Origin of the sequence: Streptomyces sp. NPDC057543, assembly GCF_042801895.1 — a bacterium.
GTDB lineage: Bacteria > Actinomycetota > Actinomycetes > Streptomycetales > Streptomycetaceae > Streptomyces.
In genome coordinates, this window is record NZ_JBHVFF010000074.1 from 1 (window position 1) to 22082 (window position 22082).

Sequence of the window (22082 nt, forward strand, 5' to 3'; positions counted from 1 at the left end):
GGGTGGGACGGCGGACACCGTCCCACCCCGCCCCGCGTTCCCGGCCGCCCTACGGGTAGAAGTGCGTCAGCGACTGAGCCACGCACGCCGGCTTCGCGGACCCTTCGAGTTCGAAGGTGAACGCCCGCGTCATCTGGACGCCGCCCCGGGCGACCTCCGTCACCCCGGTGACGCAGGCATGCAGCCGGACCCTGCTGCCGACCGGCACGGGGGCCGGGTAACGGACGCGGTCGAGCCCGTAGTTGAGGGCGCGACCCACGCCCTCGACCCGGAGCAGTTCACCGAACATCGGGATGCCCCAGCTGAGCACCATGTACCCGTGGGCGATGGTCCGCCCGTACGGGCCGGACGCGGCGCGCTCGACATCGGTGTGGATCCACTGGTGGTCCCCGGAGACGTGCGCGTACGCATCGATGAGTTCCTGGGTGATCTCATTCCAGCCGGAGCGTCCGAGGTCGCGCCCCTCGAGGGCGAGAATCTCCGGGATGCCGTGCACGGTCAGGGTCACGAGGGGGTGCTCCGTTCTGCTCGCGGGGCGCGGTCAGGCGGTGACGGGGGCGGTGCGGGGCGCGGCGACCGGGTCGGCGGCCTGCTCGTCGTGGTTGGGGCGCTTGAGCAGCAGGAGCATGCAGCCCAGGGTCAGCGCCACCTGGAAGACGGCGTACGCGATGACCGCGGTGATGGAACCGGTCCGGTTGAGCAGGAACTGCCCGATGATCGGGGTCGTACCGCCCAGCAGGGTGCCGCACAGCTGGTAGCAGAGCGAGATGCCGGTGTAGCGCAGGTGCGCGGGGAAGCGGCTGGCCAGCATGCCGGCCAGGGCGGCGTAGTAGAGGCAGTGCGGAATGGTGGCGACGGCGACACCGACCATCGCGAGGCCATAGTTCTCGGTGCGGATCAGCAGGAACATCACCGGCATCAGGACCAGTTCCGGCACCAGCATCACGGTCACCGCACGGGACCAGCTCTTCATGCGGGTGGCGATGAGCGCGCCGAAGGGCTGGACGATGATCTGGGTGATGTTGGCGACGAGGATGATCGTCAGGAACGAGCTGCGGTCGAAGTTGAGCGACGAGGTGGCCCAGGACAGGGCGAACGTCGACTTGAAGTACGTCGCCGACAGACCGATCGTGCAGGCGCCGATGCCGAGGACGATCAGCATGGGCTGGGTGCGCAGCACCTCGGTCAGCGGGAGCTTGACGACCTTCTTCTTCTCGATCAGCTTCGCCATCGCCGGGGACTCGGCGACCTTCAGCCGGACGAAGAGTCCGACGATGACGAGGGCGGCCGAGAAGAGGAACGGGACCCGCCAGCCCCAGGAGACGAACGCGGAATCCGGCAGCTGGCTGATCGCGAGGAAACTCAGTGTGGAGAGGGTGTTGCCGACGGGCGAGCCCTGCTGGGCGAACGCCCCGTACAGCACCGACTTGCCCTTCGGGGCGTGCTCGGAGGCGATCAGTACGGAGCCGCCCCACTCGCCGCCGAGGCCGATGCCCTGCACCATGCGGATGCCGACCAGCAGGATCGGCGCGGCGATGCCGATGGAGGCGTAGCTCGGCAGCAGACCGATCGCGGTGGTCGAGATGCCCATCATCAGGAGGGTGATGACCAGGGTCTTCTTGCGGCCGAGGCGGTCGCCGTAGTGCCCGAAGATCACGCCGCCGATGGGACGGGCGAGGAAGCCGACCCAGAAGGTCGCGAAGGCCACCAGGGTGCCTACGGGGCCGTCCAGTTCGGGGAAGAACACCTTGTCGAAGACGAGCGCTGCCGCCGTCCCGTAGATGTAGAAGTCGAACCACTCGATGGTCGAACCGATGAAGGCACCGAATCCGGCGCGGTTGGCGGCTCTGGTGCGCTCTCGTGCGCTGGCGGTGGACGCACTCATGGTGGCTCCCGTGAACGTCTTTGATCGAACGGATGGCAGGTGACGAGATAGGGGCGTCGCCCGAGACGCCCGTTGCCGCGTGGGGACACGTGGGGAAGGGATACGTGAGGAAGGGGGACGGCGGCGCGGGTGATGGCGGTTACGGTGCCAGCCGGGACCTAGAACGGTCCAATACTGAATTGCTGGTGCAGTGAGACGCTGCACGTCTCACTGCACCGCGCGTCGGCTCAGGCCTCGATGCGCTCGAAGATCGCGGCGAGGCCCTGGCCGCCGCCGATGCACATGGTCTCCAGGCCGTACCGGGCCTCGCGGCGGTGCAGCTCGCGGGCCAGCGTGGCGAGGATGCGGGCGCCCGTGGCGCCGACCGGGTGGCCGAGGGAGACGCCGGAGCCGTTCACGTTGACGCGCTGCTCGTGGTCGGTGTTTCCGAGCCCCAACTCACGGGTGCAGGCAAGGACTTGGGCGGCGAACGCCTCGTTGAGCTCGATCAGGTCGAGGTCGGCGAGGGTGAGCCCGGCGCGGTCGAGGGCGGCCCGGGTCGCCGGGACGGGGCCGATGCCCATGGTCGCGGCGGGCACCCCGGCGCGGGCGAAGGAGACCAGCCGGACCAGCGGGGTGAGGCCGAGCCGTGCGGCGGTGGCCGCGCTGGTCACCAGGCAGGCGGCGGCCGCGTCGTTCTGGCCGCTGGCGTTGCCCGCGGTGACGGTCGCCCCGGGGTCGGACTTGGCCATGATCGGCCGCAGCGCGGCGAGTTGTTCGGCGGTGGTGTCGGGACGGGGGTGCTCGTCGGCCGTGACGACCGTCTCGCCCTTGCGGGTCCGTACGATGACGGGGACGGTCTCCGCGTCGTACCGCCCCTGCGCCGCGGCCCGGGCGGCGCGCTGCTGCGAGCGCAGAGCGAGGGCGTCCTGGTCGGCCCGGCTGATGTCGTACGCGCGGCGCAGGTTCTCGGCGGTCTCGATCATGCCGCCCGGTACGGGGTGGTTGACGCCGCCTGCGGTGACCCTGCCCCGGGCCAGCGCGTCGTGGAGCTGGAGGCCGGGGCCCTTGATGCCCCAGCGGCCTTCGTGCGTGTAGTACGGGGCGGCGCTCATCACGTCGACGCCGCCCGCGATCACGACCTCGCTGAAGCCGGCCCGGATCTGCATCGCCGCGTCGAGGACGGCCTGGAGGCCCGAGCCGCAGCGGCGGTCGATCTGGGCGCCGGTGACGGTCTCGGGCAGTCCGGCGTCGAGGGCGGCGACCCGGCCGATGGCGGGGGCCTCGGCGGACGGGTAGGCGTGTCCGAGGATCACCTCGTCGACCGCCGCGGGGTCGATTCCGGTACGGGAGACGATCTCGGCGATGACGCGTGCGGCGAGTGCGGCCGGCGTCTGCTGTGCGAAGACTCCGCCGAAGCGGCCGATGGGGGTGCGCAGCGGTTCACAGATGACGACATCGGGCTGCTGGTCGGGCACGGCGTGACCTTTCGGTGGGCTGAGGGTCTGTCCGGTGGCGTGGGGCGTGTGCCGCCGACCCTCGCACCCGGTGACTGAGTCGGTCCAATATCCAGTTCGCCCTGGTTCAAGACGTAGCGCGTCTCAATGACGGCGGGCGGGTCACTCCCCCGCAGGGGCCGGACTCGCCGGGCTCGCCGGGGTGGGCAGAGCTTCCTCCGCCACCGCGAGCACCGCCCGCAGAGCGGCGGACGGGTTGTCGGCCCGCCAGGCCAGCGCCGCCTGGAGCCGGATGGGCGGCCCGGACAGCGGCCGGTAGACGAGGCCGTTCTGCTGGATGTGCTGGACGGAGGTGACGGTGAGCGTGACGCCCACCCCCGCGGCGACGAGCGCCAGGATGGTGTACGAGTCGGGCGCCTCCTGCACCACGCGCGGGTTGAACCCGGTGGCCTCGCAGGCCCCGACCATCGCGTCGCGCACCGTGGAGCCGGTGTTGGCGGGGAAGGAGACGAAGGGCTCCTCGGCCAGGACCTCGATGGGGACACTCTCCAGTCGGGCGAGCCGGTGGTCGGAGGGCAGCGCGCACACCAGCTCCTCCTCGTCGATCACCCGGTACGCCACCCCCGGCTGGGTCACCGGCAGTCGGATGAACCCCAGGTCGAGCGAGCCGTCCGCGACCCGGTCGAGGGCGACGTTCGCGTACGTCTGCCCCTTCATGACCAGTTCGAGGGCCGGGTGGGCGGCGCGCACGGCCCTGGTGAGGAGCGGCAGCGTCTCGTGACTGGAGGCGCCCGCGAAGCCGATGGTGACCCGCCCGTACTCACCCCGGCCGGCCGCCTTCGCCGCCCGCACCGCGGTGTCGAGGTCGTCGAGCACGGTCCGTACCGGCTGGAGGAAGGACTCCCCCGCGTTGGTGAGCCGCACCGACCGGGTGTTGCGTTCGAAGAGCTGGACGCCCAGCTCCTTCTCCAGCTGCCGGATCTGCTGGCTCAGCGGCGGCTGGGCCATCTGCAGCCGTTTCGCGGCCCGCCCGAAGTGCAGCTCCTCCGCCACGGCGACGAACGCGGACAGATGACGCAGCTCCATGCCCGCCCCTCGATTCATTAATCAGACGTCTTGATGAAACCTTAATTTGGTATTGGACGGCAATCAATAGCCGCTGACACGGTGGGGCGACGCGCATACACAGGGCGCGCACGCAGAGCCGGAGGAGCACCGTGGCCACGACGGACCGGAAAGACACGACGGACCGCAAGGACAAGACGATGTCGATGAAGGCGGCGGTCGCCGCCTTCGTCCACGACGGTGGCACCGTCTGCCTCGAAGGCTTCACCCATCTCGTCCCCACCGCCGCGGGCCACGAGATCATCCGCCAGGGCCGCCGGGACCTCACCGTCGTCCGGATGACCGCGGACATCGTGGTGGACCAGATGATCGCCGCCGGCTGTGTCTCGCGGTTGGTCTCCTCCTTCGTGGGCAACTCCTCCGCCGGTTCGCTCGGCGAGCTGCGCCGCCGCATCGAGAGCGGCGATCCGGCGCCGCTCGCCTTCGAGGAGTACAGCCACTACGGAATGATCTGCCGCTATCTCGCGGGCGCCCAGCGGCTGCCGTTCCATCCGCTGCGCAGCTACGGCGGCAGCGATCTGCCATCCGTCAACAGCGATCTGCGCAAGGTCACTTCGCCCTACCCGGGTCCGGACGGCGAGGCCGAGCAGATCTATGTTGTACCGCCCGTCAACCCGGATGTGACGATCATCCATGCCCAGCGCGCCGACCGCAGCGGCAACACCCAGATGTGGGGCCTGACCGGCATCCAGGCCGAGGCGGTCTACGCGGCGGACAAGGCGATCGTCGTCGTGGAGGAGATCGTCGACGACGAGGTGATCCGCTCGGACCCGAACCGTACGCTCGTCCCCGCCCACGCGGTCGACGCGGTCGTCCTCTGTCCGCGCGGCGCCCACCCCTCCTTCGCCCAGGGGTACTACGACCGGGACAACGCCTTCTACCGGGCCTGGTCGCACATCAGCAAGGACCCGCAGCGGCTGCAGGAGTGGCTCGACGAATGGGTGCGCGGGACGGCCGACCACGCCGAGTACGTCGAGAAGCTGGGCGAGGAGTTCTGGGCGGGGCTGGCGGTCGGCGAGGCCCTGAGCCGGCCCGTGAATTACGGACGGCGGCTGTGAGTGCGGCGGCAGTGAGCACGGCGGCCGCGCGTACGACGGCTCCGCGTACCGAATCGGGACACGAGAAAGAACGAGCCATGACCACCACCACCGCACCGGACACCATCACCTCGTCGGAGCTGCTCTCCGTCGTCGCCTCCCGCGAACTGGCCGCCCGCCGGACCGTGTTCGCCGGGATCGGCCTGCCGACGCTCGCCACGGAGCTGGCGCATCTGACGGTCGCCCCGGAGATCGAGGTCGTGTACGAGTCCGGGGTCTGCGGCGCCCACCCGTCGCATCTGCCGGAGACCATCGCCGACGCGGTCCTGATCACCGGCGCCGAGGCGGTGCTCTCGATGCCCGCGCTCTTCGGCTGCGTCCTGCAGGGCGGCCACATCGACGTGGGGTTCCTCGGCGCGGCGCAGATCGACCGGTGGGGCAATCTCAACACGTCCGTGATCGGCGACTGGGACAGCCCCACGGTCCGGCTGCCGGGTTCCGGCGGGGGCGTCGAGGTGATGGCCAACTCCCGCGAGGTCTTCGTCGTGATGCGCCGCCACAATCCGCGCTCCTTCACCGAGACCCTCGACTTCTGTACCACCCCCGGCCCCGACCGCGCCCTGGCCGAAGGCATCCGGCCGCTCGGCGCGGGGGTCACCCGGGTCATCACCGAACTGGGCATCCTGGGCCGTGCGGGCGTCGGCGAGGAGCTGCGGCTGGTCGCCGTCCACCCGGGCGTCACCGTCGAACAGGTGCGGGCCGCCACCGGCTGGGACCTGTCGGTCGCCGACACGATCGGGACCGTACCGCCGCCGACCGCGGCCGAACTTCGGCTACTGCGTGAGGACGTCGACCCGGACCGCGTCTATCTTCGCTGAGACGCATCACATGCCACACCCGACCACATGCCATGCCCGATCACAGGTCACACCCTGAGAGGACCGCAACCGCCATGCGTATCAGGATCGTCGGCGCCGGGGCCATGGGCCGCGGCATCGCCCAGTGGGCGGCGACCGCCGGACACATCGTCGAGCTGTGCGACGTACGTACGGAGGCGGTGACTGCCGCCGTGGACTTCGTACGCTCCATGCTCGAACGGGCCGTGCAGAAGGGCCGGATGTCCACCGAGGACCGTACCGCCGCCCTGGAGCGGCTGATCCCGCTGGACGACCCGTGGGCACAGGGACCGGACGTCGAGCTGGTCATCGAGGCCGTGCGGGAGGACCTCGGCACCAAGACGGAGGTCTTCGGCCGGCTGGAGCGGGCGCTGCCCGCGACGGCCGTCTTCGCGACCAACACCTCGTCCCTGTCGGTCACCCGGATCGCCGCGACGCTCAAGGATCCGACGCGCCTGGCCGGGCTGCACTTCTTCAACCCGGTACCGCTCATGAAGATCGTCGAGATCGTGCCGGGCGCGGCCACCCGCCCGGAGATCCCGCCGACCCTCACCGCACTCGTCGAAAGCTGCGGACACCGCGCGGTCACGGTCGCCGACACCCCCGGCTTCCTGGTCAATCACGCCGGGCGCGGCCTGGTGACCGAGGCCCTCGCCCTGCTGGAGGAGACGGTCGCCGACCCGGCGGACATCGACCGGATCGCCCGTGACGTCCTCGGCCTGCGGATGGGCCCGTTCGAGCTGATGGACCTCACCGGTCTGGACGTGACGGCCGCGGTGATCGACTCGATCTGGCAGGGCTTCCGGTATGCGGACCGGCTCCGCCCCTCCTACCTCACCCCCAACCGGGTCGCCGCCGGGCTGCACGGCCGCAAGACCGGGCAGGGCTGGTTCGCGTACGGCCCCGAGGCACCCGCGCCGGTCCCGGAACCGCCGGTCACGGGTGACGCGGACCGCCCGGTGTTCGTCCACGGCGCCGCGCCGCAGGACCGGGACGCGGCCGCGCTGCGCGAGGCGCTGACCGCCTCGGGCGCTGTCGTCGAGACGGGCACGGAGCCGTCCGCCGAGGCCCTCGTCCTGGTTCCGGTCTGGGGCACCACGGTGGCCTCCGCGGTCGCCACGCACCGGCTGCCCGCGGGGCGCACCTTCGGCGTCGACCCGCTGCCGCCGGCCGGCCGGCGCCGGGTGCTGGCCGTGACCCCGGCGGTGGAACCGGCCGCCGCGCGCGACGCCCGCGCGGTGCTGGCCCGGGCGGCGGACGGAGACGAGCCGTACGCCGTCACGATGGCACGGGACACGGCGGGCTCGGTCGCTCAGCGGCTGCTGGCCTCGATCGTGTCGGTCGCGGCGGGGATCGCGGAGCGCTCCATCGCCTCCCCCGCCGATATCGACCTGGCCGTCACGACCGGGCTCGGCTACCCCGTCGGCCCGCTGGCCTGGGGCGACCGGATCGGCGCCGAGCGGATGCTGGAGCTGCACCGGGCGCTGCACCGCACGACGGGCGACCCCCGCCACCGCCCGAGCCGCTGGGTCACCGAACGCGCCCAACTCGGCCTCGCGCTGACGGACCCCGGGATCTCACCCGCCGACTGCACGACCGGCAAGACATTCTCGTAACGGCCGGCCGGGACCTGCCGGAGCCATGGACCCCGCAGGTCCGGGCAGGTCCGGGCAGGTCCCGGCAGGTCCCGGCAGGTCCTACGGCGACTCGCGGATCACCGCCCATGTCCGTTTCGTACAAGACCCGCAGAGACGACCGGCCTACGGTCGGAGCATGACTCCACGCATGGACGCGATCAGCATCATCACCGCGGATCTGGCCGCATCGCTCGCCTTCTACCGCCGGCTCGGTCTCGACATCCCCGCCGACGCGGAATCCGCACCCCACGTCGAAGTGACGCTCCCGGGCGGGCAGCGTCTGCTCTGGGACACCGAGGAGGTCATCCGGTCGTTCGACCCGCAATGGACCGCACGGCCCGGCGGGGAACGCCTCGGGCTCGCCTTCCTCTGCGACAGCCCGGCAGAAGTGGACGCGGTGTACGAGGACCTGACGGGCGCCGGCCACCGAGGGCATCTGAAGCCGTGGGACGCGGTGTGGGGGCAGCGTTACGCGATGGTCCTCGACCCGGACGGCTGCGCGGTTTCGTTGTTCGCGGGCAACGGCTGAGCCCGGGGCCGGGCCGTCACCGGGACGCCAGGTAGGCGGTCAGGGTGGTCCCGGCCAGGTCCCGCATCTCCCGTGCGAGATGGGCCTGGTCGGTGCAGCCCGCCTCGACCGCCGCCGCGGCGTACGGCGTTCCGGACCGGGCGAGGGTGAGCGCGCGCTGGAGCCGCAGGACGCGGGCGAGCGTCTTGGGCCCGTAGCCGAAGGCCGCGAGTGAACGGCGGTGCAACTGGCGCGCGCCGAGGCCGGCCGTACGCGCGGTGTCCGCGACGGACCGGCCGTGACCGAGCTGCGTGGCGACGGACCGCATCAGCGCGTCCGGCGGCGCGGTGTCGGCCGCCCGCCGCAGGGCGATGGCCTCCAGTGCCGCACTGGGATCGGGGGCTTCGGCGACCCGCTCGGTGAGTACGCGGACCAGCGCGCCCGGCCACAGGTCCGCGAGGGCGACCCGGCGGTCGCGCAGTTCGTGCGCGGGTACACCGAGGAGCGCGGGGGCCGTGCCGGGCGCGAAACGGATCCCGGTGTACCGCCCACCGGTCCCGACGGCCGACGTCCCGGCACGGGTGTCGGGGCCCGCGACGAGCAGTCGTCCGTCGATCCAGAGCAGGTCCATGCAGCCGTCGGGCAGTACCGCGTGGACCGAACCCTCCGGCACGCACAGGGTCCACACGGTCGCACCGTCGAACCGCGATGCCCGCTCTTCGTACGTGTCGCCCATGCCGCACACGCTAACCTCGTCCCCGTCTCGTAGGAGACATCTCGTCGGAGAACGGAATCAGCTTCCCGGGGGCGGGCCATGACAGCACTGATGGAGTTCACCACCGACAGCGGTGCGACGGTGACGGTCGAAGTCGACGGTCATACACCGGGTGCGCATCTGGTCGCGTTGGGCGACGACAACACCCTGGCCAGGGCGGGGCGTACGTTCGACAGCGCACTCACGGGAATCCGTTCGGCCGCCGAGTCCGCGCTCGCCGTGTTCCGGGACGGCGCTCTCAAACCGGACGGTGTGGAGCTGGAATTCGGGGTGAAGATCACGGCGGAGGCCGGGGCCGTGATCGCCAAGAGCGCGGTCGAGGGCCACTTGGTGGTCAAGCTGTCCTGGTCCCCCGGCGCGACACCGGCGACGCCGGCACCTCCGACGACTCCCGCGACGCCGACGGCCGCCACCGTACCGGCGCCCACGACCCCACCCTCAGCGGCCCCACCCGCACCCGCCGGTTAGCCGACGGCCACTCTCAGCCCTCGGACGCGTTGTCCGGCCTGTCCGGGTCCGGCCTGTCCGGGTCCGGCCTGTCCGACTCCTTGTCGCGGCTCGGATGCAGCCTGGACTTCACATCGTCCGGCGGCAGGAACCTCGACCACCGCTCCGGGAACTCGGACGGCATGTACGGACTCTCGCCGACGCCGTCATCCTCGTCATCGTCGTCGTCATCATCGCCGAAGTCCCCGTTCGCGGCCCTCTCCCGGCTCTCCGCCTGCGCCCGCGCGACGAGCTCCGCGGCCTGAGCCGCCCGTACCCGCTCGTTCGCCGCACGCGCCGCGGCCGTCGCCAGCGAGGGCCACACCCGGTCGATGGCGGCATTGACCGCCGCGCCCACGAGCACCGCGAACGCGGAGATGCCGATCCACAGCAGGACGGCGATCGGGGCCGCCAACGAGCCGTAGATCGTCGGCCCCTCGACCGTACTCGTGAGGTAGATCCTCAGCAGGAAGCTGCCGAGCACCCACATCGCGAGCGCCACCAGCGCACCGGGGACGTCCTCGATCCACGGCGAACGGACCGGTACGGACACGTGGTAGAGCGTCGTCAGGAACGCGATCGACAGCAGGATCACCAGCGGCCAGTACAGAACGCTTATGAGCTCGGTGCCCCACGGGATGAACTCCACGACCCGGTCCGGACCGACCACGAGCAGCGGCAGCACCACGGCGCCGAGCAGCAGCGCGATCACGTACAGCAGGAAGGAGAGCAGCCGCGTCTTGACGATGCCGCGCTGGCCGTCGAGGCCGTACATCACCGTGATCGTGTCGATGAAGACGTTGACCGCGCGGGATCCGGACCAGAGCGCGATCGCGAAGCCGATGGAGATGACATCGGGCCGGGCGCCGGTGGTGACATCAGCGAGGAGCGGTTTGGCGAACTCGTTCACGCCCCGCTGGCTGAGCACCGTCTGGGCGGCGTTGAGGATGTTGCGCTCGATGGAGGCGACCGTGGTGGTGTCGGTCCACGCGTCGACGTATCCGAGCAGCCCGATCAGGCCGAGCAGCAGTGGGGGCAGGGACAGCAGGGTGAAGAACGCCGCCTCGGCGGCGAGTCCCAGAATGCGGTACTCCATGCACGAGTTGACGGTGTCCTTGAGCAACTGCCAGACCATCTGCCGCTTGGATACGTTGCGGTAGAGGACTCTGGCCCGGTGGAGCCGCCCCGGTGGCCGCTCGGGTGTTTCATTTGCTGCCTGCACATCCTTACCGTATCGGCATGGCAGCCAACACCCACACCGTGTTCAACCAGGTACCGCCGCTGGCCGGCTACGACGTCTTCGGCGCCGACCTCGCACTCACCGAGGCGGTACGACGTCACCTGTCGCCCGAACTGCTCGCCGAGGCCCGGGGCGGGCTCAGTGAACTGGGCAGGGCCGCGGGCTCCGCGCAGGCACAGGCGTGGGGGGCGCAAGCGAACGAGAATCCGCCGGTACTGCGTACCCACGACCGGTACGGGAATCGCATCGACGAGGTGGAGTTCCACCCGGCCTGGCACCGTCTGCTGGGGCACGCGGTCGGCGCGGGTCTCACCGACGCCTGGGGCAGGCCCGGCGGCCATGTGCGGCGGGCGGCCGGTTTCCTGGTGTGGACGCAGGCCGAGGCGGGGCACGGCTGCCCGCTGTCGATGACGCACGCGGCGGTACCCGCGCTGCGGACCGATCCGGCGCTGGCCGCCGAGTGGGAGCCGTTGCTGACCTCGACGGTGTACGAGCAGGGGCTGCGGCCCGCCGCGCAGAAGGCCGGTGTGCTCTTCGGGATGGGCATGACGGAGAAGCAGGGCGGCACAGACGTACGGTCCAACACGACGCGGGCCGAGCCGCTGTCCGCGGCGGGCGAGTATCTGCTCACCGGGCACAAGTGGTTCTGTTCGGCACCGATGTCCGACGGCTTCCTGGTGCTGGCGCAGGCGCCCGGCGGCCTGACGTGCTTTCTGCTGCCCCGGGTGCTGCCCGACGGCACCCGCAACCCGTTCGCGATCCAGCGACTGAAGGACAAACTGGGCAACCGGTCCAACGCGTCGAGCGAGGTGGAGTTCGACGGGACGTGGGCGCGCCGGGTCGGCGACGAGGGGCGCGGGGTGCGCACCATCATCGAGATGGTGGCGGCGACGCGGCTGGACTGCGTGGTCGGTTCGGCGGCGCTGATGCGCCAGGCGGTGGCACAGGCGATCCACCACTGCACCTACCGCAGCGCGTTCGGCGGGGTGCTGGTCGAGAAGCCGCTGATGCGCAATGTGCTGGCCGATCTGGCGCTGGAGTCGGAGGCGGCGACGGTGCTGGCGCTGCGGCTGGCCGCGGCGTACGACGCGGACACGGAGAGCGAGCGGGCCTTCCTGCGGATCGCGGTGCCGACGGCGAAGTACTGGGTGACGAAGCGGTGCGCGCCGCTGGTGGGCGAGGCGCTCGAGTGTCTCGGCGGCAACGGCTACGTCGAGGAGTCCGGGATGCCGCGGCTGCTGCGGGAGGCGCCGCTCAACTCGATCTGGGAGGGCTCGGGGAACGTACAGGCGCTGGATGTGCTGCGGGCGCTGCAGCGCGAGCCGATGGCGCTGGACGCGTTCCTCCAGGAGATCGGCAGGGCGCGCGGCGCCGATCACCGGCTGGACAGGGCGGTCAAGGACATGCTTACGGAGTTCGCGGATCTGACCGGGATCGAGGCGCGGGCCCGCAGGCTGGTCGAGCGGATGGCACTCGTGCTGCAGGGTTCGCTGCTGGTGCGCTGGGCGCCGCCGGAGGTCGCCGACGCGTTCTGCGCGTCACGGCTGGGTGGGGACTGGGGCACGGCGTTCGGGACGCTGCCGCACAGCCTCGCTCTGGCGTCGGTGGTCGAACGGGCGCGGCCCGTCGAGCGTTAGGGCCACCCGTACAGCGACGGAAGGTGGTGCTGCGCCGACACGGCACCACCCTCCATGCTGTGCACATCGAGCGGCAAAGCGCAGGCCCCGCCGTACGGTGTTATGTCACTCTCGTACAGACCCGCACCCCCGCGCCAGAGTTGCAAAGGGTTGCAACCATTGTGTGGAGTGTGCGCTGCCGGCTCCCTCGCAACGGGCAGGAAGGGCCTGCGGGCCCGCGGGTCTTCGTGCCGGCTCCGGTATCTGGGGGAACGAGAGTGGAGACAAACGCCGCCGAGACGCGTTCGGCCGTCCCGCGGTCCGTCCGGGCCCGGCTCCGGATCCACCGGGCCCGGGAGGCCAGGCTCGCGGGCGAGCGCTCCCCGGTCGCCCCGCGGGCGGAGATCAGCGCCTCGTGGGACCGGGTGCGGCGCTACGGTGTCGATCCGGACCAGTCCACGCAGAGCGTGCGGCTGGACATGGACGAGATCGAGCACCGGCGCCGGACTTCGGCGCTGAGCGAGGTGATGCCGCTGCTGAGCGAGTCCCTGGTCACGCTCGCGGACAGCGCGCAGCAGATCGTGGTGGTCACCGATGTGGAGGGCCGGGTGCTGTGGCGCCAGGGCAATCCGGCGGTGCTGCGCCGGGCGGACGGCATCTGTCTGGCGGAGGGCGCGGCCTGGGCGGAGGCGAGCACGGGGACGAACGCCATCGGTACGGCGCTCGCCTCGCGCACACCGGTCCAGGTCCATTCGTCGGAGCACTTCGTACGCGGTCTGCACGGCTGGACGTGTGCGGCCGCCCCGGTCCGTGATCCGCGGGACGGCCGGCTGATGGGCATCGTCGACATCAGCGGTCCGGCGTCCACGTTCCATCCGACCTCGCTCGCCCTGGTCGGCTCGGTCGCCAGGCTGGCCGAGAGCGAGATCCGGAGCCGGCATCTGCGGGCGATCGACCGGCTCCGTTCGGTGGCGGCGCCGCTGCTGTGCCGGCTGGGCGGCCGGGCCCTGGCGGTGGACACGCACGGCTGGCTCGCCGCGGTGATCGGGATGCCGCCCGTCGACCGGCTGCCGCTGCCCAAGTCGTTGCAGCCGGGCCGGGTATGGCTGTCGTCGCTCGGTATGTGCCAGGTCGAGCCGCTGCACGGCGGCTGGCTGGTGCGGGTCACCGACGGCCCCGCGGACGGGCCGCAGCGGAAGGTGGTGCTGGATCTGAGCCGACCGTGCGGTCTCGCGGTCAATGTGGTGGGTGCGGTGGGTACGTGGACGCAGCGGCTCTCGCCGCGCCACGCGGAGCTGCTGTTCGCCCTGGCGCTGCACCGTGAGGGGCGTACGGCGTCGGAGCTGGCCGAGGACGTCTTCGGCGACGCGACCCGGACGGTGACGGTGCGGGCGGAGATCTCGCGGATTCGCCGCCATCTCGCGGAGGTCCTGGCGCACCGCCCGTACCGCTTCGGCGAGGGGGTCGAGGTGGAGGTGATCCGCCCGGATCAACCGGCCGACCTGCTGCCGCGTTCGACGGCTCCGGTGGTGGTCGGGGCGCGTACGGCCTCGTAGGGCCTCCCTTTCGCGGGCTCGTGGACGGTGCCGTCGTCCGGGCCGTGGGACCGGCTTGGGTCCGGACCGGGCGGCATGATTCCCTGGCGGTCATGAGCAACCCCGCGCGCACCGCCGACACCACCGCCGAGGTGACCATCTGGTCCCTGGAACAGACCTCCCCCGACGATCTGCGCCCCGCAGCCGTCCCGGAGGGCGATGTACGGATCGTCCGGTCCGAGGTGCCGCTGCCCGAGTTCAGCCGCTTCCTGTACACGGCGGTCGGCGGCGACATCCAGTGGACGGACCGGCTCGCGATGACGTACGCGCAGTGGCAGGAGGCGCTGGACCGGCCCGGGGCGGAGACCTGGGTGGCGTACGCGAACGGGACCCCGGCCGGCTACATCGAGCTGGACCCGCAGGCCGACGGCGTGGTCGAGGTCATGTACTTCGGGCTGATACCCGCTTTCCGCGGGCGCCGGATCGGCGGCCATCTGCTCTCCTACGGGGTCGCCCGCGCCTGGGACCTGGCGGAGCGCTGGCCGGAGCGGACGCCGACGAAGCGGGTGTGGCTGCACACCTGCTCCAAGGACGGCCCGCACGCCATGGACAACTATCTGCGGCGCGGCTTCCGGCTCTTCGACACGAAGATCGAGCTGGAGCCGGAGGTGGCGACGCCGGGGCCGTGGCCGGGGGCGGCGCGGTAGTACGCGGGCAACGGGGCGGCGACTTCCGGCGACAAGCAGGGTGATTGCGGTCATTACGGGTGGCCCGGCCCGCGCGGATCGAGTGACGGGCACCACATCATCTCGCATGACGGGACACTCTCGTCCACATCATGGATAGTGGTGGACTGCTCAGAGATTCGCGTGACACGCTTCCGTCATGTCTGGAACTGGAATTGCCTTGGTGAGTCGACGCCACGTCGACCTCGGCCGCGTGTCCAGCGCCATCTGTCCGGCGAGCTGAGAGTCCCAGCACCGCCGCGATCCACTTTTCTCTGCCAACCCTGCGCACCGCCGCGCCTCAGCGCGAGTGTGCAGTTCAGAGCCGCCCTCCTGCAGTCCCGAAGGACGTACCGTCATGGCCGCTACCCCGGAACAGCCTGCGCCCGTCACGCCCCGCCGCAAGGCCGGACGCCACCGTGGCGAAGGCCAGTGGGCCGTGGGGCACCACACTCCGCTCAACGGCAATGAGCAGTTCAAGAAGGACGACGACGGTCTCAATGTGCGGACACGCATTGAGACGATCTACGCCAAGCGCGGTTTCGACTCGATCGACCCCAACGACCTTCGTGGGCGCATGCGTTGGTGGGGTCTGTACACCCAGCGCAAGCCCGGCATCGACGGCGGCAAGACCGCGGTCCTGGAGCCGGAGGAGCTGGACGACAAGTACTTCATGCTGCGGGTCCGGGTCGACGGCGGCCGGCTGACCACCGCGCAGCTGCGGGTCATCGGTGAGATCTCGCAGGAGTACGCACGCGGCACCGCGGACATCACCGACCGGCAGAACATCCAGCTGCACTGGATCCGCATCGAGGACGTCCCGGCGATCTGGGAGAAGCTGGAGGCCGTCGGGCTCTCCACCACCGAGGCTTGCGGCGACTGCCCCCGCGTGATCATCGGCTCCCCCGTGGCGGGGATCGCCGCCGACGAGATCGTCGACGGCACACCCGCCGTCGACGAGATCCACGACCGCTACATCGGCAACAAGGAATTCTCCAACCTGCCGCGCAAGTTCAAGACCGCGATCTCGGGCTCGCCGGTGCAGGACGTGGTGCACGAGATCAACGACATCGCGTTCGTCGGAGTGGTCCACCCCGAGCACGGTCCGGGTTTCGACGTCTGGGTCGGTGGGGGTCTCTCCACCAATCCCCGGCTCGCCGAGCGCCTCGGTGCCTGGGTGCCGCTCGACGAGGTTCCGGACGTCTGGGCCGGAGTCGTCGGCATCTTCCGCGACTACGGGTACCGGCGGCTGCGCAACCGCGCCCGGCTGAAGTTCCTGATGGCCGACTGGGGCCCCGCCAGGTTCCGCCAGGTGCTGGAGGACGAGTACCTGAAGCGTCCGCTGATCGACGGGCCCGCGCCCGAGCAGCCCAGCAGCCGCTGGCGCGACCACGTGGGCGTGCACCAGCAGCAGGACGGCCGTTTCTACGTCGGTTTCGCCCCCAGGGTCGGCCGCGTGGACGGCTCCACACTCGCCAAGATCGCCGATCTGGCCGCCGCGCACGGCTCGGACCGGCTGCGTACCACCGTCGAGCAGAAGATGCTCATCCTCGACGTGGCCGAGGACCAGGTGGACTCCCTGGTCGCCGGACTGGAGGCGCTCGACTTCCAGGTGAAGCCGTCGCCGTTCCGCCGCGGCACGATGGCCTGCACCGGCATCGAGTTCTGCAAGCTGGCGATCGTCGAGACGAAGGCGCGCGGCGCCTCGCTCATCGACGAACTGGAGCGCCGCCTGCCGGACTTCGACGAACCGCTCACCATCAACCTCAACGGCTGCCCCAATGCCTGCGCCCGTATCCAGACCGCCGACATCGGTCTCAAGGGTCAGCTCGTGCTGGACGACGACGGCAATCAGGTCGAGGGCTACCAGGTCCACCTGGGCGGCGCCCTGGGGCTGGAGGCCGGGTTCGGCCGCAAGGTCCGTGGTCTGAAGGTCACTTCGGCCGAGCTGCCCGACTACGTCGAGCGGGTTCTGGGCCGCTTCCAGGAGGAGCGCGAGGACGGCGAGCGGTTCGCGACATGGGCGGCGCGGGCCAGTGCGGAGTCGCTGTCATGAGCGAGCGCGCCGCACCGTTCCACTGCCCCTACTGCGGCGACGAGGACCTGCGCCCGCACGAGACCGGCCACGGCGCCTGGGAATGTGCTTCCTGCAACCGCGCGTTCCAGCTCAAGTTCCTGGGTCTGCTGACCCGGGGGCTGCAACGCGACGACGGTGAACGGGACGGGATATGACGGGCACTCCGCAGACCGATGACCTCAAGAGCCTGGCCGAACGCGCGGGCCGGGAGTTGGAGAACGCCTCCCCGCTGGAAATCCTGAAGTGGGCCGCAGACACCTTCGGCAAGCGGTTCTGCGTCACCTCGTCCATGGAGGACGCGGTCGTCGCCCACCTCGCCTCGCGTGCCCTTCCCGGCGTCGACGTGGTCTTCCTCGACACCGGCTACCACTTCCCCGAGACGATCGGGACCCGCGACGCGGTCGAAGCCGTGATGGACGTCCGCGTCATCACGCTCACCCCGCGGCAGACCGTGGCCGAGCAGGACACCGCGTACGGGTCGAAGCTGCACGACCGCGACCCCGACCTGTGCTGCAAGCTGCGGAAGGTCAAGCCCCTTGAGGAGGGCCTGACTTCGTACGCGGCCTGGGCGACCGGGCTGCGCCGCGACGAGTCGCCGACCCGGGCGAACACCCTGGTCGTCGGCTGGGACGAGAAGCGGCAGAAGGTCAAGATCTCACCGATCGCCCGCTGGACCCAGGACGACGTAGACGCGTACGTCGCGGAGCACGGCGTCCTCACCAACCCGCTGTTGATGGACGGTTACGCCTCGGTCGGCTGCGCGCCCTGCACCCGCCGGGTGCTGGAGGGCGAGGACGCACGTGCCGGGCGCTGGGCCGGCCGGGGCAAGACCGAGTGCGGACTGCACGACTGATGACGACTGATCAGGAGACTTCGATGAGCGTGACGGAGACGGGTGCCACCATCTGGCTGACCGGTCTGCCGAGCGCGGGCAAGACCACCATCGCGTACGAACTCGCCGGGCGGCTGCGCGGCGAGGGCCACCGCGTGGAGGTCCTCGACGGCGACGAGATCCGGGAGTTCCTCTCCGCGGGTCTCGGCTTCTCCCGCGAGGACCGGCACACCAACGTCCAGCGGATCGGCTTCGTCGCCGAACTACTGGCGGCCAATGGCGTGAAGGTGCTGGTCCCGGTCATCGCCCCGTACGCGGACAGCCGGGACGCGGTGCGGCGGCGGCACCAGGCCGAAGGGACCGCGTATCTGGAGGTGCACGTCGCGACCCCGGTCGAGGTGTGCTCCGTACGCGATGTGAAGGGGCTCTACGCCAAGCAGGCGGCGGGCGAGATCAGCGGGCTCACCGGGGTCGACGACCCGTACGAGGCGCCCGAGTCGCCGGATCTGCGGATCGAGTCGCACCAGCAGACCGTGAAGGAGTCCGCGGCGGAGCTGTACGCGCTGCTGAGCGAGAGGGGTGCAGCGTGACGACCGTCGCGACTGTGTCGGAAGGCACCGACAATCCGTACGCACTCAGCCACCTGGACTCCCTGGAGTCCGAGGCCGTGCACATCTTCCGTGAGGTGGCGGGTGAGTTCGAGCGGCCGGTGATCCTGTTCTCCGGTGGCAAGGACTCGATCGTGATGCTGCATCTGGCGCTCAAGGCGTTCGCGCCCGCGCCGGTGCCGTTCACGCTGCTGCACGTCGACACCGGGCACAACTTCCCCGAGGTGCTGGAGTACCGCGACCGCACCGTGGCCCGGCACGGGCTGCGGCTCCATGTCGCCTCCGTGCAGGAGTACATCGACGCCGGGAAGCTCCGCGAGCGCCCGGACGGCACCCGCAACCCGCTCCAGACCGTGCCGCTGACCGAGGCGATCCAGCAGCACCGTTTCGACGCCGTGTTCGGCGGCGGGCGCCGCGACGAGGAGAAGGCGCGCGCCAAGGAGCGGGTCTTCTCGCTGCGTGACGAGTTCTCCCAGTGGGACCCGCGCCGCCAGCGCCCCGAGCTGTGGCAGCTCTACAACGGCCGGCACGCCCCCGGTGAACACGTCCGGGTCTTCCCGATCTCCAACTGGACCGAGCTGGACGTCTGGCAGTACATCGACCGCGAGGGCATCGAGCTACCGGAGATCTACTTCGCCCATGAGCGCGAGGTCTTCAACCGCTCCGGCATGTGGCTGACGGCGGGCGACTGGGGCGGCCCCAAGGAGGGCGAGCGGGTCGAGACCCGGCAGGTGCGCTACCGCACGGTCGGTGACATGTCGTGCACCGGCGCCGTCGACTCCGACGCCACGACGCTGGACGCCGTGATCACCGAGATCGCCGCCTCCCGGCTCACCGAACGGGGCGCGACGCGTGCCGACGACAAGATGTCCGAGGCCGCGATGGAAGACCGCAAGCGCGAGGGGTACTTCTAGGATGACCATACCCGCACGGCACACAGATCAGTTGTCGACCACCACCCTGCTGCGGTTCGCCACCGCGGGATCCGTCGACGACGGCAAGTCCACCCTCGTGGGACGTCTGCTGCACGACTCCAAGTCCGTTCTCACCGACCAGCTGGAGGCCGTCGAGCACGCCTCGCGCAGCCGGGGCCAGGAGGCGCCCGACCTGGCGCTGCTGACCGACGGGCTGCGGGCCGAGCGTGAGCAGGGCATCACCATCGATGTCGCCTATCGCTACTTCGCGACGCCGCGCCGCCGGTTCATCCTGGCCGACACCCCGGGGCATGTGCAGTACACCCGGAACATGGTGACGGGCGCCTCGACCGCCGAGCTGGCCGTCGTCCTGGTCGACGCCCGCAACGGCGTCGTCGAGCAGACCCGCCGCCACGCCGCCGTCGCCGCGCTGCTGCGCGTCCCGCACGTGGTGCTGGCCGTCAACAAGATGGACCTGGTCGACTACGCGGAGCCCGTCTTCGCCGCCATCGCCGAGGAGTTCACCGCGTACGCGGCGTCCCTGGGCGTCCCCGGCTGGGGGTCTGGGGGGGACCCCCAGGAAAACTGGTGTACCGCGATCCCGATCTCCGCACTGGCCGGTGACAACGTCGTGGAACCGTCCGCCAACATGGACTGGTACGGCGGCCCCACCGTCCTGGAACACCTGGAGACGGTGCCGGTCAGCCATGACCTCACCGCCTGCCACGCCCGCTTCCCCGTCCAGTACGTCATCCGTCCGCAGACCGCCGAGCACCCCGACTACCGGGGCTACGCGGGACAGATCGCGGCCGGCGCGTTCCGTGTCGGCGAGGCCGTCACCGTCCTGCCCTCGGGCCGTACGTCGACGGTCACCGCGATCGATGCGCTCGGCGAGAGCGTGGACATCGCCTGGGCACCCCAGTCCGTGACGATCCGGCTCGCCGACGACATCGACATCTCCCGCGGCGACCTCCTCGCACCCGCCGACGACGCACCCACGGTCACCCAGGATGTCGAGGCGACCGTCTGCCACGTCGCCGACCAGCCGCTCACCGTCGGCCAGCGGGTGCTGCTCAAGCACACCACCCGCACGGTCAAGGCGATCGTCAAGGACATCCCGTCGCGCCTCACGCTGGACGACCTCTCCCAGCACCCGGCCCCCGGCCGGCTGGTCGCCAATGACATCGGCCGGGTCGTCGTCCGTACCGCGGAGCCGCTCGCACTCGACGCGTACGCGGACTCCCGCCGCACCGGCTCCTTCCTGCTGATCGACCCGGCGGACGGCACCACGCTGACGGCCGGCATGGCCGGTGCCTCGTTCGCGGCCGAGACCGAGTCCGCGGCCGTCGCGGCCGACGACGCCGAGTGGGACTTCTGATGACCATCGACATCTACTCCACGTTCGCGAAGGAGGGCGGCCGCGTCGGCAGCGGCGCCCTCGGCAGCGGCCAGGGCGGGGTCGCGCGATGTGCGCGATGACGTACGCGCACTGCCTGCGCGCCCACCCGTACCAACCGCACCGCCCGTTCAGACGAAGACCTGCCGACTTCCCGGCCGCGTCCCCATAAGTTCCGAGGGACGCGAGCACCGGGCCGACGAGAGGAAAGCCTCCCGTGTCTGCCCCCCGTACCACGCTGCGCCGCAGCCTCGCCGCTGCCACCGCCCTGCCGCTGCTCGCCGTCGCGCTCACCGCCTGCGGCTACGGCTCCGAGGCGAAGGACGACGACTCCAAGAAGTCGAACGTCGCCGCCGACGCGAAGAAGCTCTCCGCGGACACCGTACGGATCGGGTACTTCCCGAACCTCACGCACGCCACCGCCCTGGTCGGTGACCAGGAGGGCCTCTTCCAGAAGGAGCTCGGCGGCACCCAGCTGAAGACCTCGCAGTTCAACGCGGGGCCGTCCGAGATCGAGGCGCTGAACGCCAACTCGATCGACATCGGCTTCATCGGCCCGTCGCCCTCCATCAACGGCTACACGAAGTCCAACGGCAAGAACCTGCGGATCATCGGCGGTTCGGCCTCCGGCGGGGTGAAGCTGGTCGTGAACCCGAAGAAGATCAAGACCCTGGACGACCTCAAGGGCAAGAAGATCGCCACCCCGCAGCTCGGCAACACCCAGGACGTGGCCTTCCTCAACTGGGTCTCCGAGAAGGGCTGGAAGGTCGACGCCCAGAGCGGCAAGGGCGACGTCTCCGTGGTCCGTACGGACAACAAGGTGACGCCGGACGCCTACAAGTCCGGTTCCATCGACGGCGCCTGGGTCCCCGAGCCCACCGCGTCCAAGCTGGTCGCCGAGGGTGCCGAGGAACTGCTCGACGAGTCGACGCTGTGGCCGGGCGACAAGTTCGTGATCACGAACATCATCGTGTCGCAGAAGTTCCTCAAGGAGCACCTGGACGTCGTCGAGGCGGTGCTGCGGGGCTCGGTGAAGACCAACGCGTGGATCAACGCCAACCCGGACAAGGCGAAGGCCTCCGCCAACGCGGCGCTGAAGAAGCTGACCGGCAAGGCGCTGCCCGCCGAGATCATCGACCCGGCGTGGAAGTCGATCCAGATCACCGACGACCCGCTGGCGGCCACGCTCGACGCGCAGGCCCAGCACGCGGTGAAGGCGGGCCTTCTGGAGAAGCCGGACCTCAACGGCATCTACGACCTGAAGCCGCTGAACAAGATCCTCAAGGCAGCGGGCAGGCCCGAGGTGGCCGACGCCGGTCTCGGCGTCAAGTAAGCACCCGCTCGCAGACTCCCA

At 70.7% G+C, this 22082-nt stretch carries 21 protein-coding genes and 1 pseudogene; 16 read left to right on the forward strand and 6 right to left on the reverse strand.

What is annotated here, in order from left to right:
- Window positions 1–49: 49 nt before the first annotated feature.
- The 4 genes from ACFU8Q_RS15275 to ACFU8Q_RS15290 form a co-directional block, all read right to left on the reverse strand.
- Window positions 50–508, reverse strand: a complete 459-nt coding sequence (locus ACFU8Q_RS15275; RefSeq protein WP_384453094.1) for a MaoC family dehydratase — start codon at window positions 506–508, stop codon at window positions 50–52.
- 33 nt (window positions 509–541) lie between these two features.
- Window positions 542–1885 carry an MFS transporter gene (locus ACFU8Q_RS15280; protein ID WP_384453097.1) on the reverse strand — a complete coding sequence of 448 codons (1344 nt, stop codon included), beginning with the start codon at window positions 1883–1885 and terminating at the stop codon, window positions 542–544.
- 227 nt (window positions 1886–2112) lie between these two features.
- The gene (locus tag ACFU8Q_RS15285) at window positions 2113–3342 is read right to left on the reverse strand and encodes an acetyl-CoA C-acetyltransferase (protein ID WP_384453100.1); all 1230 of its coding nucleotides are present in this window, start codon (window positions 3340–3342) and stop codon (window positions 2113–2115) included.
- Window positions 3343–3483: 141 nt separating this feature from the next.
- Entirely contained in the window at window positions 3484–4407 is a 924-nt protein-coding gene (locus ACFU8Q_RS15290; RefSeq protein ID WP_384453103.1) for a LysR family transcriptional regulator, read from the reverse strand.
- Between the two features lie 179 nt (window positions 4408–4586).
- Here ACFU8Q_RS15290 and ACFU8Q_RS15295 point away from each other — a divergent pair, with 179 nt between their 5' ends.
- From ACFU8Q_RS15295 to ACFU8Q_RS15310, 4 genes are all read left to right on the forward strand, one after another.
- Entirely contained in the window at window positions 4587–5504 is a 918-nt protein-coding gene (locus ACFU8Q_RS15295) for a CoA transferase subunit A (protein ID WP_384453177.1), read from the forward strand.
- 77 nt (window positions 5505–5581) lie between these two features.
- Complete coding sequence (locus tag ACFU8Q_RS15300; RefSeq protein WP_384453105.1) at window positions 5582–6361, forward strand: CoA-transferase subunit beta; 780 nt, start codon at window positions 5582–5584, stop codon at window positions 6359–6361.
- A 74-nt stretch (window positions 6362–6435) separates the two neighbouring features.
- On the forward strand, window positions 6436–7995 hold the full coding sequence (locus ACFU8Q_RS15305; protein ID WP_384453108.1) for a 3-hydroxyacyl-CoA dehydrogenase: 1560 nt from the start codon (window positions 6436–6438) through the stop codon (window positions 7993–7995).
- Window positions 7996–8152: 157 nt separating this feature from the next.
- The gene (locus ACFU8Q_RS15310; RefSeq protein WP_384453111.1) at window positions 8153–8545 is read left to right on the forward strand and encodes a VOC family protein; all 393 of its coding nucleotides are present in this window, start codon (window positions 8153–8155) and stop codon (window positions 8543–8545) included.
- Here ACFU8Q_RS15310 and ACFU8Q_RS15315 read toward each other — a convergent pair.
- Window positions 8485–9260, reverse strand: a pseudogene (locus tag ACFU8Q_RS15315) (DUF6597 domain-containing transcriptional factor). The gene ACFU8Q_RS15310 and the pseudogene ACFU8Q_RS15315 sit on opposite strands and share 61 nt — an antisense overlap.
- A 78-nt stretch (window positions 9261–9338) precedes the next feature.
- On the opposite strand from ACFU8Q_RS15315, the gene ACFU8Q_RS15320 reads away from it, so the two are divergent.
- Complete coding sequence (locus tag ACFU8Q_RS15320; protein ID WP_384453113.1) at window positions 9339–9767, forward strand: CU044_2847 family protein; 429 nt, start codon at window positions 9339–9341, stop codon at window positions 9765–9767.
- A 13-nt stretch (window positions 9768–9780) separates the two neighbouring features.
- Here the strand turns inward: ACFU8Q_RS15320 and ACFU8Q_RS15325 are convergent, their stop codons facing one another.
- Complete coding sequence (locus ACFU8Q_RS15325) at window positions 9781–11007, reverse strand: YihY/virulence factor BrkB family protein (protein ID WP_384453116.1); 1227 nt, start codon at window positions 11005–11007, stop codon at window positions 9781–9783.
- Between the two features lie 17 nt (window positions 11008–11024).
- Here ACFU8Q_RS15325 and ACFU8Q_RS15330 point away from each other — a divergent pair, with 17 nt between their 5' ends.
- The 11 genes from ACFU8Q_RS15330 (at window position 11025) to ACFU8Q_RS15380 (ending at window position 22061) form a co-directional block, all read left to right on the forward strand.
- Window positions 11025–12662, forward strand: a complete 1638-nt coding sequence (locus ACFU8Q_RS15330; protein WP_384453119.1) for an acyl-CoA dehydrogenase family protein — start codon at window positions 11025–11027, stop codon at window positions 12660–12662.
- A gap of 257 nt (window positions 12663–12919) precedes the next feature.
- Entirely contained in the window at window positions 12920–14197 is a 1278-nt protein-coding gene (locus ACFU8Q_RS15335; protein WP_384453122.1) for a GAF domain-containing protein, read from the forward strand.
- A 92-nt stretch (window positions 14198–14289) separates the two neighbouring features.
- The gene (locus tag ACFU8Q_RS15340) at window positions 14290–14883 is read left to right on the forward strand and encodes a GNAT family N-acetyltransferase (RefSeq protein WP_384453123.1); all 594 of its coding nucleotides are present in this window, start codon (window positions 14290–14292) and stop codon (window positions 14881–14883) included.
- Between the two features lie 178 nt (window positions 14884–15061).
- Window positions 15062–15145 (forward strand): putative leader peptide, encoded by an 84-nt coding sequence (locus ACFU8Q_RS15345; RefSeq protein WP_311203059.1) that lies wholly within the window; start codon window positions 15062–15064, stop codon window positions 15143–15145.
- A 114-nt stretch (window positions 15146–15259) separates the two neighbouring features.
- Complete coding sequence (locus ACFU8Q_RS15350; protein ID WP_384453126.1) at window positions 15260–16957, forward strand: nitrite/sulfite reductase; 1698 nt, start codon at window positions 15260–15262, stop codon at window positions 16955–16957.
- A complete protein-coding gene (locus ACFU8Q_RS15355; RefSeq protein WP_384453130.1) occupies window positions 16954–17133 on the forward strand; it encodes a hypothetical protein in 180 nt (59 codons plus the stop codon). The genes ACFU8Q_RS15350 and ACFU8Q_RS15355 overlap by 4 nt, the downstream gene beginning before the upstream one ends.
- Complete coding sequence (locus ACFU8Q_RS15360) at window positions 17130–17831, forward strand: phosphoadenylyl-sulfate reductase (RefSeq protein ID WP_384453134.1); 702 nt, start codon at window positions 17130–17132, stop codon at window positions 17829–17831. Before ACFU8Q_RS15355 ends, ACFU8Q_RS15360 begins: the two co-directional genes overlap by 4 nt.
- Window positions 17831–18400, forward strand: a complete 570-nt coding sequence (cysC, locus tag ACFU8Q_RS15365) for an adenylyl-sulfate kinase (RefSeq protein ID WP_384453137.1) — start codon at window positions 17831–17833, stop codon at window positions 18398–18400. Before ACFU8Q_RS15360 ends, cysC begins: the two co-directional genes overlap by 1 nt.
- Complete coding sequence (gene cysD / locus ACFU8Q_RS15370; RefSeq protein ID WP_384453140.1) at window positions 18397–19332, forward strand: sulfate adenylyltransferase subunit CysD; 936 nt, start codon at window positions 18397–18399, stop codon at window positions 19330–19332. Before cysC ends, cysD begins: the two co-directional genes overlap by 4 nt.
- 1 nt (window position 19333) lies before the next feature.
- Window positions 19334–20710 (forward strand): sulfate adenylyltransferase subunit 1, encoded by a 1377-nt coding sequence (locus tag ACFU8Q_RS15375; protein ID WP_384453142.1) that lies wholly within the window; start codon window positions 19334–19336, stop codon window positions 20708–20710.
- Window positions 20711–20945: 235 nt separating this feature from the next.
- Entirely contained in the window at window positions 20946–22061 is a 1116-nt protein-coding gene (locus ACFU8Q_RS15380; protein WP_384453145.1) for an aliphatic sulfonate ABC transporter substrate-binding protein, read from the forward strand.
- Window positions 22062–22082 lie beyond the last annotated feature (21 nt).

Excerpts from the sequence above, each read along its gene's own strand:
- ACFU8Q_RS15295 (WP_384453177.1), top strand. The coding sequence starts at position 4,587 with ATGTCGATGAAGGCGGCGGTCGCCGCCTTCGTCCACGACGGTGGCACC.
- ACFU8Q_RS15280 (WP_384453097.1), bottom strand. The coding sequence starts at position 1,885 with ATGAGTGCGTCCACCGCCAGCGCACGAGAGCGCACCAGAGCCGCCAAC.
- ACFU8Q_RS15320 (WP_384453113.1), top strand. The coding sequence starts at position 9,339 with ATGACAGCACTGATGGAGTTCACCACCGACAGCGGTGCGACGGTGACG.
- ACFU8Q_RS15340 (WP_384453123.1), top strand. The coding sequence starts at position 14,290 with ATGAGCAACCCCGCGCGCACCGCCGACACCACCGCCGAGGTGACCATC.
- ACFU8Q_RS15305 (WP_384453108.1), top strand. The coding sequence starts at position 6,436 with ATGCGTATCAGGATCGTCGGCGCCGGGGCCATGGGCCGCGGCATCGCC.
- ACFU8Q_RS15290 (WP_384453103.1), bottom strand. The coding sequence starts at position 4,407 with ATGGAGCTGCGTCATCTGTCCGCGTTCGTCGCCGTGGCGGAGGAGCTG.
- ACFU8Q_RS15345 (WP_311203059.1), top strand. The coding sequence starts at position 15,062 with ATGTCTGGAACTGGAATTGCCTTGGTGAGTCGACGCCACGTCGACCTC.
- ACFU8Q_RS15375 (WP_384453142.1), top strand. The coding sequence starts at position 19,334 with ATGACCATACCCGCACGGCACACAGATCAGTTGTCGACCACCACCCTG.
- ACFU8Q_RS15360 (WP_384453134.1), top strand. The coding sequence starts at position 17,130 with ATGACGGGCACTCCGCAGACCGATGACCTCAAGAGCCTGGCCGAACGC.
- ACFU8Q_RS15355 (WP_384453130.1), top strand. The coding sequence starts at position 16,954 with ATGAGCGAGCGCGCCGCACCGTTCCACTGCCCCTACTGCGGCGACGAG.
- cysC (WP_384453137.1), top strand. The coding sequence starts at position 17,831 with ATGACGACTGATCAGGAGACTTCGATGAGCGTGACGGAGACGGGTGCC.
- ACFU8Q_RS15310 (WP_384453111.1), top strand. The coding sequence starts at position 8,153 with ATGACTCCACGCATGGACGCGATCAGCATCATCACCGCGGATCTGGCC.
- ACFU8Q_RS15300 (WP_384453105.1), top strand. The coding sequence starts at position 5,582 with ATGACCACCACCACCGCACCGGACACCATCACCTCGTCGGAGCTGCTC.
- ACFU8Q_RS15330 (WP_384453119.1), top strand. The coding sequence starts at position 11,025 with ATGGCAGCCAACACCCACACCGTGTTCAACCAGGTACCGCCGCTGGCC.
- ACFU8Q_RS15350 (WP_384453126.1), top strand. The coding sequence starts at position 15,260 with ATGGCCGCTACCCCGGAACAGCCTGCGCCCGTCACGCCCCGCCGCAAG.